Origin of the sequence: Deinococcus gobiensis I-0, from assembly GCF_000252445.1 — a bacterium.
In the GTDB taxonomy this organism is placed as follows: Bacteria; Deinococcota; Deinococci; order Deinococcales; family Deinococcaceae; genus Deinococcus; species Deinococcus gobiensis.
In genome coordinates this window covers 1,956,995-1,974,317 of record NC_017790.1, presented here as the reverse complement: position 1 = coordinate 1,974,317, position 17,323 = coordinate 1,956,995, and the positions used below count along the sequence as shown (strand labels likewise).

At 70.3% G+C, this 17,323-nt stretch carries 13 protein-coding genes; 4 read left to right on the top strand and 9 right to left on the bottom strand.

Annotation, left to right across the window (positions count from 1 at the left end; all coding sequences use genetic code 11):
- Positions 1–93 precede the first annotated feature (93 nt).
- Complete coding sequence (locus DGO_RS09245; RefSeq protein ID WP_043801843.1) at positions 94–2,829, bottom strand: AAA family ATPase; 2,736 nt, start codon at positions 2,827–2,829, stop codon at positions 94–96.
- Entirely contained in the window at positions 2,826–4,019 is a 1,194-nt protein-coding gene (locus tag DGO_RS09240) for an exonuclease SbcCD subunit D (protein WP_014685236.1), read from the bottom strand. Before DGO_RS09240 ends, DGO_RS09245 begins: the two co-directional genes overlap by 4 nt.
- A 376-nt stretch (positions 4,020–4,395) precedes the next feature.
- Between DGO_RS09240 and recD2 the strand changes: the two genes are divergently transcribed.
- The gene (gene recD2 / locus DGO_RS09235; RefSeq protein ID WP_014685235.1) at positions 4,396–6,504 is read left to right on the top strand and encodes an SF1B family DNA helicase RecD2; all 2,109 of its coding nucleotides are present in this window, start codon (positions 4,396–4,398) and stop codon (positions 6,502–6,504) included.
- Between the two features lie 40 nt (positions 6,505–6,544).
- On the opposite strand, the gene arsB is transcribed toward recD2, so the two are convergent.
- Both arsB and hpt read right to left on the bottom strand, forming a co-directional pair.
- Positions 6,545–7,813, bottom strand: coding sequence for an arsenical efflux pump membrane protein ArsB (gene arsB / locus DGO_RS09230; RefSeq protein WP_014685234.1), 1,269 nt, complete (start codon positions 7,811–7,813; stop codon positions 6,545–6,547).
- A 12-nt stretch (positions 7,814–7,825) separates the two neighbouring features.
- Positions 7,826–8,353, bottom strand: coding sequence for a hypoxanthine phosphoribosyltransferase (hpt, locus tag DGO_RS09225; protein WP_014685233.1), 528 nt, complete (start codon positions 8,351–8,353; stop codon positions 7,826–7,828).
- A gap of 69 nt (positions 8,354–8,422) precedes the next feature.
- Between hpt and trpC the strand changes: the two genes are divergently transcribed.
- The gene (gene trpC, locus DGO_RS09220) at positions 8,423–9,211 is read left to right on the top strand and encodes an indole-3-glycerol phosphate synthase TrpC (protein ID WP_043801842.1); all 789 of its coding nucleotides are present in this window, start codon (positions 8,423–8,425) and stop codon (positions 9,209–9,211) included.
- Positions 9,208–9,993 carry an MBL fold metallo-hydrolase gene (locus DGO_RS09215; protein WP_043801841.1) on the top strand — a complete coding sequence of 262 codons (786 nt, stop codon included), beginning with the start codon at positions 9,208–9,210 and terminating at the stop codon, positions 9,991–9,993. Before trpC ends, DGO_RS09215 begins: the two co-directional genes overlap by 4 nt.
- 255 nt (positions 9,994–10,248) lie before the next feature.
- On the opposite strand, the gene DGO_RS09210 is transcribed toward DGO_RS09215, so the two are convergent.
- The 5 genes from DGO_RS09210 to DGO_RS09190 form a co-directional block, all read right to left on the bottom strand.
- Complete coding sequence (locus DGO_RS09210) at positions 10,249–11,100, bottom strand: carbohydrate ABC transporter permease (RefSeq protein WP_014685230.1); 852 nt, start codon at positions 11,098–11,100, stop codon at positions 10,249–10,251.
- A 13-nt stretch (positions 11,101–11,113) separates the two neighbouring features.
- Complete coding sequence (locus DGO_RS09205) at positions 11,114–12,052, bottom strand: carbohydrate ABC transporter permease (RefSeq protein ID WP_043801838.1); 939 nt, start codon at positions 12,050–12,052, stop codon at positions 11,114–11,116.
- Between the two features lie 189 nt (positions 12,053–12,241).
- A complete protein-coding gene (locus DGO_RS09200; protein WP_014685228.1) occupies positions 12,242–13,504 on the bottom strand; it encodes an ABC transporter substrate-binding protein in 1,263 nt (420 codons plus the stop codon).
- Positions 13,505–13,766: 262 nt separating this feature from the next.
- Positions 13,767–14,102, bottom strand: a complete 336-nt coding sequence (locus DGO_RS09195; RefSeq protein ID WP_014685227.1) for a hypothetical protein — start codon at positions 14,100–14,102, stop codon at positions 13,767–13,769.
- A gap of 56 nt (positions 14,103–14,158) precedes the next feature.
- Positions 14,159–14,344, bottom strand: a complete 186-nt coding sequence (locus tag DGO_RS09190) for a hypothetical protein (protein ID WP_014685226.1) — start codon at positions 14,342–14,344, stop codon at positions 14,159–14,161.
- A gap of 238 nt (positions 14,345–14,582) precedes the next feature.
- On the opposite strand from DGO_RS09190, the gene acnA reads away from it, so the two are divergent.
- Positions 14,583–17,300, top strand: a complete 2,718-nt coding sequence (gene acnA, locus DGO_RS09185) for an aconitate hydratase AcnA (protein ID WP_014685225.1) — start codon at positions 14,583–14,585, stop codon at positions 17,298–17,300.
- The last annotated feature ends 23 nt before the right edge of the window (positions 17,301–17,323 follow it).

Here is a 17,323-nt window from a genome sequence, read left to right as displayed (position 1 = left end):
GTGGCGGGCCGGGCCCCCGCGCCCCGTCAGCGCGGCTACAGAGTGGGAAGGACGTTAAGAAGCGGTCTGCGGCTTTCGGAGGTCCCGGCCGCCCTAGCCGTCGAGCCGCTGCACGCTGCTGCCTGCCACGCTCTTGGTCACGAGGAGGCGGCTGGGCAGGCGCTCGGAGAGGCTCTCGACGTGCGTGACCACGCCCACCATGCGGCCCTGGGTACGCAGGTTTTCCAGCGCCCCGGCGACCGCTTCGAGCGCCTGCGGGTCCAGCGTGCCGAAGCCCTCGTCCAGAAACAGCGCCCCCAGGATCTTGTTGCCCGCGAGATAATCGCTCAGGGCGATGGCCAGGGCCAGGCTCGCGAGGAAGGTCTCGCCGCCCGACAGGGTTTTCACGCCGCGCACCTCGCCCGCGTTCCACAGGTCCTGCACCACGTATTCACTGTCCGCGAGGGCCAGCCGGTAGCGCCCGTCGCTGATCTCGTGCAGGAGGATGCCCGCCCGCGTCAGAAGTTGCGCCTCCACCTCCGCGAGCAGGAACTGCTGGAACTCGTTGGCGCGCAGCGAGTTGGTCAGGGTCTGCCAGGTGTCGAAGGTGCGGGCGGCCTCGGCGGCGCGGGCCTCGGTGGCCGCCTTGCGCTCCAGGCGCTCGCGCAGGGCGCGCTCCTGCTCGGCCAGCACCCCGGCGCGCTCGCGGGCGGCGCTCAGGGCCGCGTCGGTGGCGCTCAGGTCGCGGGTCGCCTGGGTCAGCTCGGCCGGGTCGAAGGGCACCGGCCCGAGCTGGCGTTCGAGTTCGGCCAGCGCCTCGGCCAGTTGCGCCCGCTGCGCCCCGAAGGTGCGGGCGGCCTCCTCGTGCGCGGCGATGTCGGCCTCGGGCAGCGCGGCGGCGCGGGCCTGCGCGGCGTTCACGCCCAGGGCCGCGAGCGCGCCGCTCAGGGCCGTCTGGGCTTCCTGGGCCTCGCGCTCCCGGCCCGAGACGGCGGCCTGCGCGGCCCGCAGGGTGGCTCCGGCGGCGGCCTCCTCGCCCTGGACGCGGCCCAGCCCCGCCTGCGCCTCCTGCCCCCCCCGGCGGATGGCCTGCACCTCAGCCTGCGCGGCCTGCCGGGCGCGGGCGGGGTCGGGGCCGGCGGCGCGCACCTGGGCGGCCAGGCCCGCGAGCAGCCGCGCGGCGTCGAGCTGCGGGTCCCCCGTGATATGGGTTTCCAGTTCGCGCAGGTCGGCCTCGCGCTGCCGGAGTTGCGCGTCCCAGTCGGCCAGGGTCGCCGTACGTGCCTCGGTCGAGCGGCGCAGGCTGGTCAGCTCCAGCCCGATCTCCTTGTAGCGCAGGCGGCGGCCTTCGAGGGTGGCCTTCAGGGCGGCGGCCTGCTGTTCCAGGCGAGAGAGGTCGGCGGGGGGGGTATCGGGCAGCGTGCGGACCGTCTGGGCGCACAGCGGGCACGGCTCGCCCACATGCAGGTGGGTGCGGTAGGCCGCCACGCCGGCGTCGATCTGGGCGGCGTGCAGCTCAGCCTCGGCGCGCTCGGTGTCGGTCTTGGCACTCTGGCCCTCGCGCTTGACCCGCTCCTGCTCGGCCTCCAGCGCCTTCAGCTGTCCCAGCTCGGCGCCCTGGCGGGCGCGGTCGGCCTCCAGCGCGGCCTTCTGCGCCTCGACCTGCACCCGCTCGCCGCGCAGCTTGTCGAGCTTCTGCACGCCCTCGCGCGCCGCGTAGAAGGCGTCCTCGTCCCAGGCGAGCGGCTGCGGGTGGGTGGTCTGGGGGGTGCCCCCGGCGCGTTTCAGGCGGGCGGCGTCGGCCTCGGCCCCGCGCAGCGTCTCGGCGCGGGCCTCCAGCTCGGGAATGCGCGCCTCCTGGGCCTGCGCCCGGGCCAGGGCGGCGGCGGCCTGGGCCGCAGTGCGGGCGGCGGTGTCGGCGGCCTCTTGGGCCTGGTCCAGCGCGCGGGCCTCGCGCTCATGGGCGATGCGGGCGCGCTCGGCATGGTCGAGCAGCGGCAGCACCCCGGCGACCCGGCGGGCCTGCGCGGCGCGTTCGGCCCCCTCGCGCACGCTGACGGCGCGGGCGTCGAGCGCCCCCAGGCGGCGGCGGGTGTCCTCGCGGGCGCGCCAGACCTTCTCGGCGTCGCGCAGGCGGCCCACCTGGGTCTGGAGGCGCTCGCGGGCGTCGCTCAGGCCCTCGGCCTCGGCGCTCTGGCGCTCGCGTTCGGCGCGCAGGGCGGCGGCGGCCTCGGGGGTCACGCCCGCGTACTCGGTCGCCAGCACGCTGCTCAGGCTCTGCGACTCGTGCTTGAGTTCCTTGGCGCGTTCGGCAGCGACCTTCTGCATCGTCTGTACGTGGTCCAGGCCGGTCAGCTCGCCCAGCAGCGCCTGACGGTCCTTGCCCGAGCCGTGCAGCAGCGCCGCGAACTGGCCCTGCGGCAGCATCACGCTGCGGGCGAAGGTCTTGAAATCCAGGCCCACCGCCCGGCGGATGCGCTCGCCGATGCCCTTGACGCCGCCGTCGTTCAGGCCGGTCCAGCGGCCGTCCTCGTCCCGGCGCTCGAAACGCACGTCGTTCTCAGCGGCCTTGCGGCCCTTGGTGCGCGTCGCGCGGTAGGTCACGCCGCTCACCTCGAAGGTCAGCGACACGCTCAGGCCCCGCTCGCCCTGCGAGATGAGCGCGTCGAGGCCCGAGGCCCCCAGCCGGGCCGTCTGGCCGTACAGCGCGAAGGTCATGGCGTCGAGCAGGCTGCTCTTGCCGCTGCCGGTCGGACCGACGAGCGCGAAGAGATCGAGGTCGCCGAAGTCCAGCGTGGTCGGCTGCCGGAAGGCCGTGAAGCCCTGCAACTCCAGGTGCAGCGGCCTCACGCCACCGCCTCCGGCCCGGTCTCGCCCTCGTGGGCCTGGAGGTCGGCCTCACGGAAGGCCGCGCGCAGGTCGGCGGGCAGTTCGCCCCGGCGCTCGCGCCAGTAGCGTTCGTACAGCTCCATCAGGCTCAGGCCCTCGCGCTTCTGCTCGGGCAGGGCCAGGTCCTCCTGCGCCGCGTCGAGTTCGACCGCCAGCGTGTTGGGGGCCAGCTTCAGTACGCGGTCCTTCAGGCCCGGCAGCGCGGTTCCGGCGGGCGCGCGCACGACCACCTTCAGCAGCCCGTCGAAGCCCTGGAGCTTCGAGAGCCGCGCCTCGACTTGCTCAAGGTCCACCCGCAGGGTCCGCAGCTCACGCCCGCTCGCCAGCGGCAGGGCATGTATGCGCGCCGGGCGCCCGGCCTCCACCTCGATCAGGTTGACCTGCTTCTTCTCACCGCCCTCGCCGAAATCGAGCTGGATGACGCTGCCGGGGTAACAGGCCAGCGGCGCCTCGCTGACCGTCTGCGGCTTGTGGACGTGTCCGAGCGCCACGTACTGCGCCCCGGCGGGCAGTTGCAGGCCCGAGAGGGTGTAGCTGTTGGTCAGGTCGAACTGCATGGAGCGTTCGGAGCCGCTGGGGACCGCGCCGTCCATCGTGGCGTGGGCCATGAGCATGTTCACGCTGCCCCCCGAGAAACCCTCGCCCAGCCGCCGCAGGAAAAAGCCCATGCCCTCGCGGTACTTCTGCCGCCACGTGCCGGTGTCGCCGCCCAGCAGGTCGGCCGCCTTGACCAGCCGCCGCTCGGAGAGGTAGGGCAGCGCGCCCACCGTCAGCGTCTCGCCGCCCTTCGTCTCGATGCGGCGCACCATGTCCAGGGGGTTGGCGGTCGGCTGGGCCACCACCTGTACGCCCACCCAGCCCAGCAGCCCTGTCACGCTGGCGAGCCGCGCCGCCGAGTCGTGGTTTCCGGCGATGACGATGCCCGGAATGCCCGCGTCGCGCAGCCGCAGGAAAAAGTCGAAGACCGCGTGTTCGGCCCCGGCCGACGGGTTGCCCGTGTCGAACAGGTCGCCCGACACGAGCACGGCGTCGGCGCGTTCGGTGCGGGCCAGCCCGGCGATCTCGGTCAGGGCGTCGTGGATCTCGGGGGTGCGGTCGAAGCCGCGCAGCAGCCGCCCGGCGTGGAAATCGGCGGTGTGAAGTACGCGCATAACGGAAAAATAGCATGTGGGACGGGGAGAACAGGAAGGTTTCTCGGGCTGGAGGTGGTCTGGCTCCGCTTTTCCTCCCCCCAGCCCCCCCCCAGAGGAGGGGGAGCTTTTCGCTGCGCTCGGCAAAGAGTCGTCCCGGAAGTCGGCGGGGCGGCTCTGCTTTACGGCGTGACGGCTCAGCTCGGGGCCAGCTGCATAGCGTTGGAATGGCCCGCGCGCTGCGCGCACGACGGCCTTTGGGGGAGCTGGGTGGTCGGAGTGGTCCGGTGGCCCTTCTTTGCCTCTACACAGCACCCGCCCCTGCCTTCTCTACTCCTCGCCTCATCACCATTACGCTCACCACAGAATGCTTTGGCCCGCGCTATGCTGCGCGGCGATGACCGTAGCCTCCCCAACCGAGCCGTTCCGGGTGTCCGGGGGCGTAAACAAAGTGCGCTTCCGGGCCGACAGCGGCTTCACCGTCATGACCGCCCGGATTCGCAACGACGAGGGCGAGGACCCCGACGCCACCGTCATCGGCCTGATGCCGCCGCTGGAGGCGGGCGACACCTTCAGCGCCGACGTGCTGCTCGAAGAACACCGCGAGTACGGCCACCAGTACCGCGTGCTGAACATGGTCCTGGAGGCCACGCCCGCCGACCTGACCGAGGCCGGGGTCGCCGCCTATCTCGAAGCGCGCGTGGGCGGGGTGGGCAAGGTGCTGGCCGCCCGGCTTGCCAAGGCTTTCGGGGCCGAGGCCTTCGACCTGCTGGAGCACGACCCGCAGCGCCTCTTGCAGGTGCCGGGCGTCACCCAGAGCACCCTGCACAAGATGGTGTCGAGCTGGAGCCAGCAGGGGCTGGAGCGGCGGCTGCTCGCGGGGCTCCAGGGCCTGGGCCTGAGCATCTCGCAGGCGCAGCGGGCCGTGAAGCACTTCGGCGAGGCGGCCCTGGAGCGCCTCCAGGCCGACCTCTTCGCGTTGACCGAGGTCGAGGGCATCGGGTTCCTGACCGCCGACAAGCTGTGGCAGGGCGCGGGCGGCTCGCTCGACGACCCCCGCCGTCTCACGGCCGCCGCCGTATACGCGCTGCAACAGGCCGCGCAGCAGAGCGGCCACAGCTTCCTGCCGCGCGACCGGGCCGAGCGCGGCGTGGCGCATTACACCCGCGTCTCGCCCGAGCAGGCCCGGCTGGCGGTCGAGACGGCGGTCGAACTCGGCCGCCTCAAGGACGACAGCGTGGGCGACACCAGTCGCATCTACCTGCCGCCCGTGCTGCGCGCCGAGAAGAAGCTCGCCACGCTGGTCCGCACCCTGCTCGCCACGCCCCCCGGCGGCGACGAGTGGACGGTCACGGTGGGCGCGGAGGTCGGCCTCTCGGACGAGCAGGCCAGCGTGCTGCATCTCATGGAAGAGCACCGGCTGGTCGTGCTGACCGGCGGCCCCGGTACCGGCAAGAGCACGACCACCCGCGCGGTCGCCGACCTCGCCGAGTCGCTGGGGCTGGAGGTCGGGCTGTGCGCCCCCACCGGCAAGGCGGCGCGGCGGCTGGGCGAGGTGACGGGCCGCACGGCGAGCACGGTCCACCGCCTGCTGGGCTACGGCCCGGCGGGGTTCCGGCACAACCACCTCGAACCCGCACCCTACGACCTGCTCATCGTGGACGAGGTCTCGATGATGGGCGACGGCCTGATGCTCTCGCTGCTCGCGGCGGTGCCGCCGGGCGCGCGGGTGCTGCTCGTGGGCGACACCGACCAGCTTCCGCCGGTAGACGCCGGGCTGCCCCTGCTGGCGCTGGCACAGGTGGCCCCGACCGTCACGCTGACGCAGGTCTACCGTCAGGCGGCCGAGAACCCCATCATCCGCGCGGCGCACGGCCTGCTGCACGCCCGGGCCCCCGAATGGGGCGACCCCCGCCTGACCCTCACCGAGACCGAGCCGGACGTGGGCGCGCGCCGCGTGGCCCTGATGGTGCGTGACCTCGGCGGCCCGGCGGCGGTGCAGGTGCTCACGCCCATGCGCAAGGGGCCGCTGGGTATGGACGCATTGAACGCGCAGCTCCAGAGCCTGTTCAACCCTGGTGAGGGCGGCGTGCGTATCGCCGAGGGCCACGCCCGCCCCGGCGACACCGTCGTGCAGACCAAGAACGACTACACCAACGAGATCTTCAACGGCACGCTGGGCACGGTCCTCAAGGCCGAGGGGGGCCGCCTGACGGTGGATTTCGACGGCAATGTGGTGGACCTCGCGGGCGCGGAACTGTTCAACCTGCAACTCGGCTACGCGCTGACGGTCCACCGCGCGCAGGGCAGCGAGTGGCCGCAGGTCCTCGGCGTGCTGCACGAGGCTCACATGCCGATGCTCTCGCGCAATCTGGTCTACACCGCCCTGACGCGCGCCCGCGACCGCTTCCATGCCGCCGGCTCGGCTTCGGCCTGGGTGCGGGCGGCGGGCCGTCAGCGCGAGGCCCGCAACACGGCGCTGCTGGAACGCATCCAGACGAGGTGAGGGGCGGGGGAGAACCGCCCTCCCCTCTGGAGACGAGCCGCTAGTACACCAGCCACAGCGTCAGCAGCCCGACCAGTAGCACCGGGGGCGTCAGGATCAGGCCGGCCTTGAGGTACTCGCCCCAGCCCACCTCGACGTCCCGCCCGCGCAGGATATGCAGCCACAGCAGCGTGGCGAGCGAGCCGATGGGCGTGAGCTTGGGGCCGATGTCCGCGCCGACCAGGGCGGCGTAGCCCAGCAGGTCGCGGCTGGCCGACTGGATATGGTCCAGGCCCAGCAGCGCCGTGAGCAGGGCGGGCAGGTTGTTCAGGCCCGCGCTCAGGGCGGCGACGCTCAGGCCGGGGGCCAGCACGGCGGCCAGGCGGCCGTGTTCGGCCTGGGCGGCCATCCAGTCGCCGTACAGCCCGGTCACGCCTGCGCCGCGCAGGCCGTACACCACCGCGTACATGCCCAGGCTGAAGACCACCACGCCCCAGGGCGCGCGGCGCAGGACCGCCCAGGTCTGCACGGCGCGGCTGCGCGCGGCCACCAGGGCGACCCCGGCGGCGCAGGCCCCCACCACCGCCGAGAGCGGCACGCCCAGGCGCTCGGCCGTGAAGACCCCGACGAGCAGCGCGCCGAGCGCCACCCAGCCCGCCCGGAACACGCCCCACGAGCGCACGGCGTCTCCCGGGGTGGGCAGCTCGCCCAGGTCGTAGCGTTTGGGCAGCGTGCGGCCGTACACGAGCAGCAGCGTGACCAGGCAGGCGACGACCACCGCGAGGTTCACCGGCAGCATGACCCGCACGTACTCGGCGAAGTTCCAGCCGAAGTGGTCGGCGGCGATGATGTTGGTCAGGTTGGAGATCGGCAGCGGCAGGCTGGCCGCGTCCACCACGAAGCCCACCGCGAGCGCGAAGGCGACCGTGGCGGCGCGGTCGAGCTTCAGGGCCGAGGCCAGTTCCAGCACGATGGGCGTGAGGATGAGCACGCCGCCGTCGTTGGCGAAGACCGCCGCGACCACCGCCGTGAACACCACCAGCAGCGCGAGCAGCCGCCGCCCGCTGCCTCCGCCCCAGCGCGCGACGTGCAGCGCGGCCCAGCGAAACAGTCCCGCCGCGTCGAGCAGCAGGCTCAGGGCGATGAGGGCCACCAGGGTCAGCGTGGCGTTCCAGGTGGCGTTCCACAGGGTAGGCAGGTCGCTCACATGCACCACGCCGGTCACGAGGGCCAGCGCCGCGCCGGCCAGCGCGAACCACGCCTCGGCATATCCGCCGGGCCGCCAGATCACCAGGGCCACGGTCACGACCAGAATCAGGACGGCCAGCATGGAAAAAGGGGCTTATTCCTGGCTGGTGATGAAGGGCAGGTTGCGGTCGTACTGCGAGCGGTCCAGCCCGTAGCCGTAGACGAACGCGTCGGGAATGGTGAACCCCAGGTACTCGACCGGCACCTCGACCTTGCGGCGGCTGGGCTTGCTGAGCAGCGCGGCGACCTTCAGGCTGGCCGGGCCGCGTCCCTGGAGGTAGTGCAGCAGGTAGTTCATGGTGATGCCGGTGTCCACGATGTCGTCCACCAGGATCACGTGGCGGTCGCTGAGCGGGAACTGCAGGTCCTTGACGAGCTTGACCTCGCCGCTGCTCTGCTTGGCGTTGCCGTAGCTGCTCGTCTGCATGAAGTCGATGGTGCAGGTCATGCCGAGCGCCCGCACGAGGTCGGTGTGGAACATGAACGCGCCGTTGAGCACGCAGATCAGGTGCGGCTCCTTGCCCGCGTAATCCTCGCGGATGCGGGCGGCGAGCTCACTGATGCGTGCGCGCAGTTGTTCAGGCGAAATCTGGACGGGGCCGTTGCCGGGAGCGAGGCTCATATCTTCTCAGGCTAACACGCACCTGTGCCCGGCGGAGGTGCCCGGAGTCCCGGCCCTATACTCGGGCGCATGACCGCTGTGCGCGACGTGGATTTCAGCAAGGTGCCGGGAGTGCTCGGCCGCATCGTGGCCGGACGGGTGCAGGATTACCGGGACGCCGACCCCGACCTGGGGGCGCCCCGGGCGGGCGAGCGGCGCTTCGAGGCCGCGCTGCGTGGCCCCAGCCTGTCGCTCATCGCCGAGGTCAAGCGGGCCAGCCCCAGCGAGGGCGCCATCGCGCCGCTGGACCCCGCCACCGCCGCGCGCGCCTATGAGCAGGGCGGCGCTTCGGCCATCAGCTGCCTGACCGAGCCGCGCCACTTCGACGGCCATCTGGGGGCGCTGCGCGAGGTGGTCGGGGCCGTGGCGTTGCCGGTGCTGCGCAAGGACTTCGTGGTCCACCCGGCCATGCTGCGCGAGGCCGCCGACTACGGGGCCTCGGCCGCCCTCCTGATGGTCAGTGTGCTGGGCGAGGCGGTGGGGGAGTACCTGGAGATGGCCCACCACCTGGGCCTCGACGCGCTGGTGGAGGTCCATGACGAGCGCGAGCTGGACATCGCCCTGGGCAGCGGCGCGCGCATCCTGGGCGTGAACAACCGCGACCTGACCACCCTGAATATCGACCTCGCGGTGAGCCCCCGCCTCATCCGCCGGGCGCGGGGCGCGGGCTTCGGGGGCGTGCTCGTGGCCGAGAGCGGCTACCGCACCGCCGCCGACCTCGGCCCGGTACGGGACCTGGCCGACGCCGTGCTGGTCGGCAGTAGCCTGGCCCGCAGCGGTGACCTCGCCCGCGCGACCCGCGAGCTGCTGGCCCCTTGAGCCCCGGTACGCTGACCTTCCTGGGCACGGCCGACAGCAAGGGCGTACCGCGCTTCTGGTGTGCCTGCCCGGTCTGTGCCGAGGCGCGGGACACCGGCCTCAACCGCCGCACCCGCACGGCGCTGCTGGTGCGGACCGGGGACCGGGTGGCCCTGCTCGACGCGGGGCCGGACCTGCACGCCCAGCTCGCGCGGCTGCCGGGGCCGCTGGTGCCCGACCTCGCGGTGTTCTCGCACGCGCACAACGACCACATTCTGGGGCTGGGCGACCTGCTCGATTACCGCAGCTACGACCTGGGCACCTTGCCGATGTACGCCCCGGCGGCGGTGGCCGAACAGATCGCCGGGCGTTTCGCCTACGCCTTCCGGGCCGAGGCGCCGGTGCAGGCCCTGCCGCCGGAGGGGCTGGAGATCGGGGGGCTGCGCCTGGAACTGTTCGAGGTGCCGCATGGGGCCAACGGCCGCAGCCACGCCTTCGCCCTCTCGCGGCCCGGCTGGCGCGGCGTGGTCATGACCGACGCCATCGACGTGCCGCCGGAAGTCGCTGCGCGCTGGCTGGACGGCCTCGACCTGCTGGTGCTGGGCACCTCCTTCGTGGACGAGTCGGCGGCCGAGCACACGGGCCGCAGCGTGTACGACGTGCGCGAGGCCCTGACGCTGCCCTGGGCGCGCGCGGCGCGGCGGGTCGTCCTGACCCACCTGTCGCACGACGTGGACGTGCGCCGCGTGTCCCTGCCGCCGGGCTGGCAGTTCGCGCGCGAGGGCCTGGGCGTAGAGCTGTAAAACGGATTCCGTCTGTTTCGTTGACCATCCGGCACGGCACCGGTCGGCCCACTGTGGTCCCAGGCTCAGGGGCAGCCCCGTGCCCGGAACCCGTCTTTTCGTTTCCCGAGCAGAACGGACGCTCCTGGTCAGAACCCCCGGGGACGCCTGCCCGCTCTGCCCGGATGGAACCACTGGGTGAACGGTTCGACTGAACTCTGTGGAAACCAAAAAAAGCCGCCCCCGAGGGAGCGGTCTGGATGAGAGGAGGAAGGCTCAGCCTTTCACGGCCCCGGCGGTCAGGCCCGAGACGATGTTGCGCTGGAAGATCAGCACGAGCGCGATGAGCGGAATGGTCACCACGATGCTCGCGGCCATGATGGGTCCCCAGGGCTGGTCGTACTGCGACGCGCCCGAGTAGTTGGCGATCACGACGGGCACCGTGCGGTTGGAGCTCGTGAAGGTCAGGGCGAACAGGTACTCGTTCCAGGCGTTGATGAAGGCCAGCAGGCCGGTCGTGACCAGCGCGGGCATCATCACGGGGAACAGCACCTTGAACAAGGTCTGGAGCGGGCTCGCGCCGTCCACCAGCGCGGCTTCCTCCAGCTCGCCGGGAATGTCGCGCACGAAGCTGGTCAGCACCCACACCGTGAAGGGAATGGTGAAGATCAGGTACGAGAGGATCAGGCCCAGCGGGTTGTTGAACAGCTCGAAGGTGCGGATCAGGGTGAAGAGGCCGCCCAGCACCGCGATCTGCGGAAAGACGCTGACCGCCAGGATGATGTACATGATGAGCTGCTTGCCCTTGAAGCGGAAACGGCCCAGCGCGTAGGCCGCGAAAGACCCGAACAGCAGGCTGACGAGCACGCTGCCCACTGCCACGATCAGGCTGAACAGTAGCCCGCGCTGAAAGCTGGGGTTGGCGAACACCTGCGCGTAGTTCGACAGGGTGGTGGGGGCCTGGATGAACTGCAGCGGCGGCAGGAACAGGTCGCCCGATCCCCGGAAGCTCGTCAGGACGGCCCACAGGAAGGGAAAGAGCAGGTACACGGCGATCACGATGACCAGCAGGTAGAACAGGGTGCGCTGGAGGTAGTACAGCCCCGGGTTGGTACGTTTCAGGTCCATAGCTGCACGCTCCTCAGTCGAACTTCACGCGGAAGGCGGTGACGTACACCACGACGATGACCATGATGATCAGGAAGATCGCCACCGACACGGCGCTGCCCAGACCCAGCAGCGAGTTGTCGATGAGCTGCAACCTCGCGTAGCCGGTCATGGAGGTGCTCGCGGCGTTGTTGGCCCCCAGCATCACGTACATGATGTCGAACACGCGCAGGGCGTCCAGGCTGCGGAACACCAGCGCCACGAGCAGGGCCGGGCGCAGCAGCGGCAGCGTCAGCCGCCAGAACTGCGTGGCCTTGCTCGCGCCGTCCATATCGGCGGCCTCGTACATGTCGCTGGGCAGGCTCTGAAGCCCGGCCAGGATGAGCAGCGCCATGAACGAGGTGGTCTTCCACACGTCCACGGCGATCATGGCCCACACCGCCGAGTCGGGGCTGGCGAGCAGCGCCTGGCCGCCCAGGACGCCGCGCCCGATCAGGCCGAAGGAGTCGTTGTACATGTAGGCCCACATCTGCGCCGACACGACGGTCGGAATGGCCCAGGGCACCAGCATGGCGGTGCGCAGGAAGGCCCGGCCCCGGAAGGCGCTGTTGACCACCAGCGCGATGATCATGCCCAGCACCGTCTCCAGCGCCACCGAGACGACCGTGAACAGCAGGGTGTTTTTCACCGACTGCCACCAGCGCGGGTCCTGCAGGAAGCCCAGGCCGATGCCGTCCTCGTTGGTGAACCAGAAGTTGCCGGCGCCGATGAAGGTCGCCTGGTCCGGGGTGGTCAGGTTGGCCTCGTGAAAGGCGAAGAAGATGGTGCGGTACAGCGGGTACCCGGCCACCAGCGCGATGACGATCAAGGTGGGCAGCAGCAGCCAGATGGCCTGCCGGGCGCGGGCGGCCTCGATGCCGCGGGTCTTGACCGGGCGCGCGGCCGGGGCGGGGGCGGGGGCGTTGACAGTCATGGGCTCTCTCCTTGTCGTCGGGGGCGGGCAGGGACGAAGCAGCGGAACCGGAAGGCGCCTGAATGGCGGGGCTGTCCCCAGGGGAGCTGCCGACCGGTCCGGTCCGGCCTCAAATGGAAGCAGGAGGAACACCCGGCGCTGGGGCGTTCCTCCTGCCGCGTTTCTCCGCTACGTGGCGCGGAAAAACGTTTACCAGCCGCGGCCCTTGATGCGGGCGAGGTCGGTCGAGAGCTTGGCGACGGCGGCCTGGCCCTTGGACTTGCCGGTGAGCACGTCGCTCACGGCGCCGCTGAAGGCCTGCGAGACCTGGTTGTACTTGTCCTTGGTCGGGCCGGAGGGACGGGCCACCGCGCTGGTGAACACGCCGTACAGGCTGCCGAAGAAGGGGTTGGCCTTGAGGACCGCCGAGTCCTTGTAGAGGGCGGGCAGGGTGGGGTTGTAGCTGCCCTCGATGGCGCGGATCTTCTGCTCGGTGGGGCTGGTCAGGTAGCGCACGAGGTCGATCGCGGCGGCCTGGTTCTTGGAGTACATGCTCACGCCGAGGTTCCAGCCGCCGAGGGTGGCGGCAGGCTTGCCACCGGGGCCGGCGGGCAGGGGCGCGGCGCCGATCTTGCCCTTGACCTTGCTGTCGTCGCTCTGGCCGTTGGCCCAGGCGTAGGGCCAGTTGCGCATGAACATGGCGTTGCCCGACTGGAAGATGCCGCGGGCCGCTTCCTCGTCGTAGGTCGTGACGCCCTGCGGGCTGACGTTGCGCACCCAGCTGGCCGCCGCGTCGAGCGCCGCCGCCGCCTTCGAGTTGTTGATGGTCACCTTGCCGGTGCTGTCCACGATGGTGCCGCCGCCGAAAGACGAGACCCATTCCAGGGCGTCACAGGTCAGGCCCTCGTAGTTCTTGCCCTGCCACACGTAGCCGGCGAAGGTCTTGTTGGTCTTCTGCTCGCCGTCCTGCACCTTCTTCGCCATGGTGGCGAGTTCGGCCCAGGTCTTGGGAGGCGCGCTGTAGCCGTACTTCTTGAGCAGGTCCGTGCGGTAGAACAGCAGGCCCGCGTCGGTGAACCAGGGCAGCGACACCAGTTTGCCGTTCACGGTGTTGGCGTCGAGGATGCCCTTGAAGAAGCCGTTCTGCTCGGACTGGGGCACCTTGCTCTTGAGGTCCACGAAGTGCTGGCCGAGCAGGCCGGGCCACACGATGTCGAGCTGGTACACGTCGATGTCGCTGCTGCGCGCGGCGAGCTGCTGCTGGTACAGGCCCAGGCGGTCGTTGGTGAGGTTGGGGCTCTCGAAGATCTTGACCTCGTTGCCGGTCTTCTTGGCCCAGCGCGCGGCGCCGTCCTTGCACAGCTGGAGTTCCTGGCCCACGGTCCCGCAGGCGAGGGTCACGGTGACGGCGCTGCCCTGGCTGGCGGCGGCGAGGGCGGTGGTGAGACCGAGGATGGCGGCGACTTTTTTCATAGGTCCTCCAGATGGACGGCCCAGGCTCCGTTGCCAGGGTGGCTCGCTTTCGGAAGCGGTTCCATCTTCAAGTTTGTTTAAAGCTTGCCCAAAGGCTACTGCGCTGACACACATCTGTCAATCTCGAATAGTTGGCGGCCCGATTCGGGAAGATCGCCGTGTCAGCGCCCGTTTTTTCCAGTATTGGTGTGCGCTGCGGCCCGGCCTCGCCCTGGCCAGGCCGCAGCCTGTGTAGATCGCCCCCGGTTCCGGCCTGCGGCGTTCAGGCTCCTTCCTCGGCGTCTACGGTCTGGTCGGGCTGCGAAGTCGCGCCGCTGGCCGGCAGACCGGCCTGCATCCCGCCGTAGGTGCTGGGGTTGGCGTCGCCGGCCCGGGACACCGGGCGCAGGGGCTCGGCCCCCTGCTGGGCGACCTGCTCGGCGCTGGAGGTCTGTGCGCCCGCCGACGCGTTGGCGTCGCTGACTCCGGTGTACTGGCCCTCGGTGGCCGGATCGCCGGGATTCTTGGGGGTGCCGGTGTTCCACTGCGCCCGGTCCATGACGCGGTCTTCGGAAACGTGGCTGTGGGCCTGGGTGTCGTCGGGCTTGCCGGTCTCCATAGGTGCGGCCTCCCTGCCCCGACCTGTGCGGGGCGCGGCGAAGGGATCGGGCGAAGTCAGCGGCGCTGGTTCTGGGGCTGGCTGCCGTCCATCTCGCCCGTCACGGCCTTGGGCAGGTCCTGCACGTCCTGCCCTTTCCGGGCCATACCGGTGTCCTGCACGCCCTTGATGTCGCTCAGGTCGTTGGTGTCTTTCTGGCCGCCCCCGGGCTTGTCGCCCGGTACCTGATGGTCGTCGTTCATGCGCGTTCCTCCTCTGTAGGTTGTGGAAGTGCAGTCAGGGTAGGCCTGGACGGCCCCTTGCGGATTCGGGCCGCCTTTAGGGAGGGTTCACGGGGAGGGCCGGAAGGGTACGACAGCCGAACTGTTGTTCCTCAGGTGGTGACGGATATGGATGGCCGTGCCTGTCCGGGTAACGGGTGCCAGTGGGCCGAATCGGCTTATCATGCCTTCATTCCCGCAAGGGCAAGGAGGATGCAAGATGGCGGACCAGGCGATGAACCTTTTTGGCACGCGCGACACACTCAAGGTGCAGAGCGGCCAGACCCTTTACTTCTACAACCTCAACAAGCTTCAGGGCTTCGACGTCACGCGCCTGCCGGTGAGCATCAAGGTGCTGCTCGAAAGCGTGCTGCGCGAGGCCAACGACTACGACGTGCGCCGTGAGGACGTCGAGACCGTCGCCAAGTGGAGCGCCGAGAACCCCGAGGTCGAGATTCCCTTCAAGCCCGCGCGCGTGATCCTGCAGGACTTCACGGGTGTGCCGGCGGTCGTGGACCTCGCGGCCATGCGCACGGCGATGGTCAGCCTGGGCGGCGACCCCAGAAAGATCAACCCGCTGATCCCGGTGGACCTCGTGATCGACCACTCGGTGCAGGTCGACGAGTTCGGCACCGACTTCGCCCTCGCCAACAACATGGCGCTGGAGTTCGAGCGCAACCGCGAGCGCTACGAGTTCCTCAGGTGGGGCCAGCAGGCCTTCGACAACTTCGGCGTGGTGCCGCCCGCCTCGGGCATCGTGCACCAGGTCAACCTGGAGTACCTGGCCAAGGGCGTGCAGAGCCGCCCCGAGGACGACGGCGTCGTCGTGTACCCCGACAGCCTCGTGGGCACCGACTCGCACACCACCATGATCAACGGCCTGGGCATCGTGGGCTGGGGCGTCGGCGGCATCGAGGCCGAGGCCGTCATGCTGGGCCAGCCCATCTATATGCTCATGCCCGAAGTCATCGGCTTCAAGATCACGGGCGCGATGCCCGGCGGCGCGACCGCGACCGACCTCGCCCTGCGCGTGACCGAGATGCTGCGCCAGAAGGGCGTGGTGGGCAAGTTCGTCGAGTTCTACGGTGCGGGCCTGAGCAACATGACCCTGCCCGACCGCGCGACCATCGCCAACATGGCCCCCGAATACGGCGCCACGATGGGCTTTTTCCCGGTAGACGAGGAAGCGCTGCGCTACCTGCGCCGCACCGGCCGCCTGGAAGACGAGATTGAACTGGTCGAGGCCTACTACAAGGCCCAGGGCATGTTCCGCACCGACGAGACGCCCGACCCGGTGTTCACCGACACCATCGAACTCGACCTCTCGACCATCGTGCCGAGCCTCGCCGGCCCCAAGCGCCCGCAGGACCGCGTGAACCTCGACGCCATGCACACCGTGTTCGCCGAGGCGCTCACCGCGCCCGTCAAGCAGCGCGGCTTCGAGCTGGGCCAGGAAGCGCTGGGCGCCCAGGGCACCATCGGCGGCACCGACATTCAAATCGGGCACGGCGCCGTGACGCTCGCCTCCATCACGTCCTGCACGAACACCTCGAACCCCAGCGTGCTCATCGCCGCCGGTCTGGTCGCCAAGAAGGCCGTCGAGAAGGGCCTGAAGAGCAAGCCCTGGGTCAAGACCAGCCTCGCGCCCGGCTCGCGCGTCGTGACCGAGTACCTCGAAGCGGCGGGGCTCCAGAGCTACCTCGACCAGATCGGCTTCAACACGGTGGGCTACGGCTGCATGACCTGCATCGGCAACTCCGGCCCGCTGCCCGAGCCCGTCGTGCAGGCGATCCAGGAAGGCGACCTCGTGGTGGCGTCGGTGCTCTCGGGCAACCGCAACTTCGAAGGCCGCGTGAACCCGCACATTAAGGCCAACTACCTCGCCTCGCCGCCCCTGGTGGTCGCCTACGCCCTGGCCGGGACGGTCGTGAACGACATTTCCAACGACCCCATCGGCACGGACGGCGAAGGCCAGCCGGTGTACCTCGCCGACATCTGGCCCAGCAGCGCCGAGATCCAGACGGTGATGGACAGCGCCATCAACGCCGACATGTTCAAGCGGGTCTACGACGGCATCGAGCAGAGCAACAAGGACTGGAACGCGATTCCGGTGGCCGAGGGCGCGCTGTACGACTGGAAGGAAGACAGCACCTACATCCAGAACCCGCCCTTCTTCGAGAACCTCGCGGGCGGCCCCAGCGAGATCGTGGACATCAAGGGCGCGCGCGCGCTGGTCAAGGTCGCCGACTCGGTCACGACCGACCACATCAGCCCCGCCGGTTCCTTCAAGTCCGACACCCCCGCCGGCCGCTTCCTGGTCGAGCGCGGCATCGCGCCCAAGGACTTCAACTCCTACGGCTCGCGCCGCGGCAACGACCGCATCATGACGCGCGGCACCTTCGCCAACATCCGCCTGAAGAACCAGCTCGCCCCCGGCACCGAAGGCGGTTTCACCACCAACTTCCTGAACGGCGAAGTGACGAGCATCTACGACGCCTCGGTCGCCTACAAGGAAGCGGGCATTCCGCTCGTCGTGTTCGCGGGCAAGGACTACGGCATGGGCTCCAGCCGCGACTGGGCCGCCAAGGGTACCTTCCTGCTGGGCGCGCGCGCAGTCGTGGCCGAAAGCTTCGAGCGCATCCACCGCTCGAACCTTGTGGGCATGGGCGTGCTGCCCCTCCAGTACAAGAACGGCGACACGGCCGAGAGCCTGGGCATCCAGGGCGACGAGACCTTCGACTTCATCCTGCCCGCCGACCTCAAGCCTCGTCAGGACGTGACGGTGCGCGTGACGGGCAAGGACGGCCAGAGCCGCGACATCGTGGTGCAGTGCCGCATCGACACGCCGGTCGAGATCGACTACTACAAGAACGGCGGTATCCTCCAGACCGTGCTGCGCGGCATCCTCGCCAAGAGCAAGGGCGAAGTGAAGGCCTGAGCGCCTGACCCTCTGAACCGGCC

Coding starts and splice junctions, on each gene's coding strand:
- arsB (WP_014685234.1), bottom strand. CDS start 7,813: ATGCTGGCCGTCCTGATTCTGGTCGTGACCGTGGCCCTGGTGATCTGG.
- hpt (WP_014685233.1), bottom strand. CDS start 8,353: ATGAGCCTCGCTCCCGGCAACGGCCCCGTCCAGATTTCGCCTGAACAA.
- trpC (WP_043801842.1), top strand. CDS start 8,423: ATGACCGCTGTGCGCGACGTGGATTTCAGCAAGGTGCCGGGAGTGCTC.
- recD2 (WP_014685235.1), top strand. CDS start 4,396: ATGACCGTAGCCTCCCCAACCGAGCCGTTCCGGGTGTCCGGGGGCGTA.
- DGO_RS09210 (WP_014685230.1), bottom strand. CDS start 11,100: ATGGACCTGAAACGTACCAACCCGGGGCTGTACTACCTCCAGCGCACC.
- DGO_RS09195 (WP_014685227.1), bottom strand. CDS start 14,102: ATGGAGACCGGCAAGCCCGACGACACCCAGGCCCACAGCCACGTTTCC.
- DGO_RS09240 (WP_014685236.1), bottom strand. CDS start 4,019: ATGCGCGTACTTCACACCGCCGATTTCCACGCCGGGCGGCTGCTGCGC.
- DGO_RS09190 (WP_014685226.1), bottom strand. CDS start 14,344: ATGAACGACGACCATCAGGTACCGGGCGACAAGCCCGGGGGCGGCCAG.
- acnA (WP_014685225.1), top strand. CDS start 14,583: ATGGCGGACCAGGCGATGAACCTTTTTGGCACGCGCGACACACTCAAG.
- DGO_RS09205 (WP_043801838.1), bottom strand. CDS start 12,052: ATGACTGTCAACGCCCCCGCCCCCGCCCCGGCCGCGCGCCCGGTCAAG.
- DGO_RS09200 (WP_014685228.1), bottom strand. CDS start 13,504: ATGAAAAAAGTCGCCGCCATCCTCGGTCTCACCACCGCCCTCGCCGCC.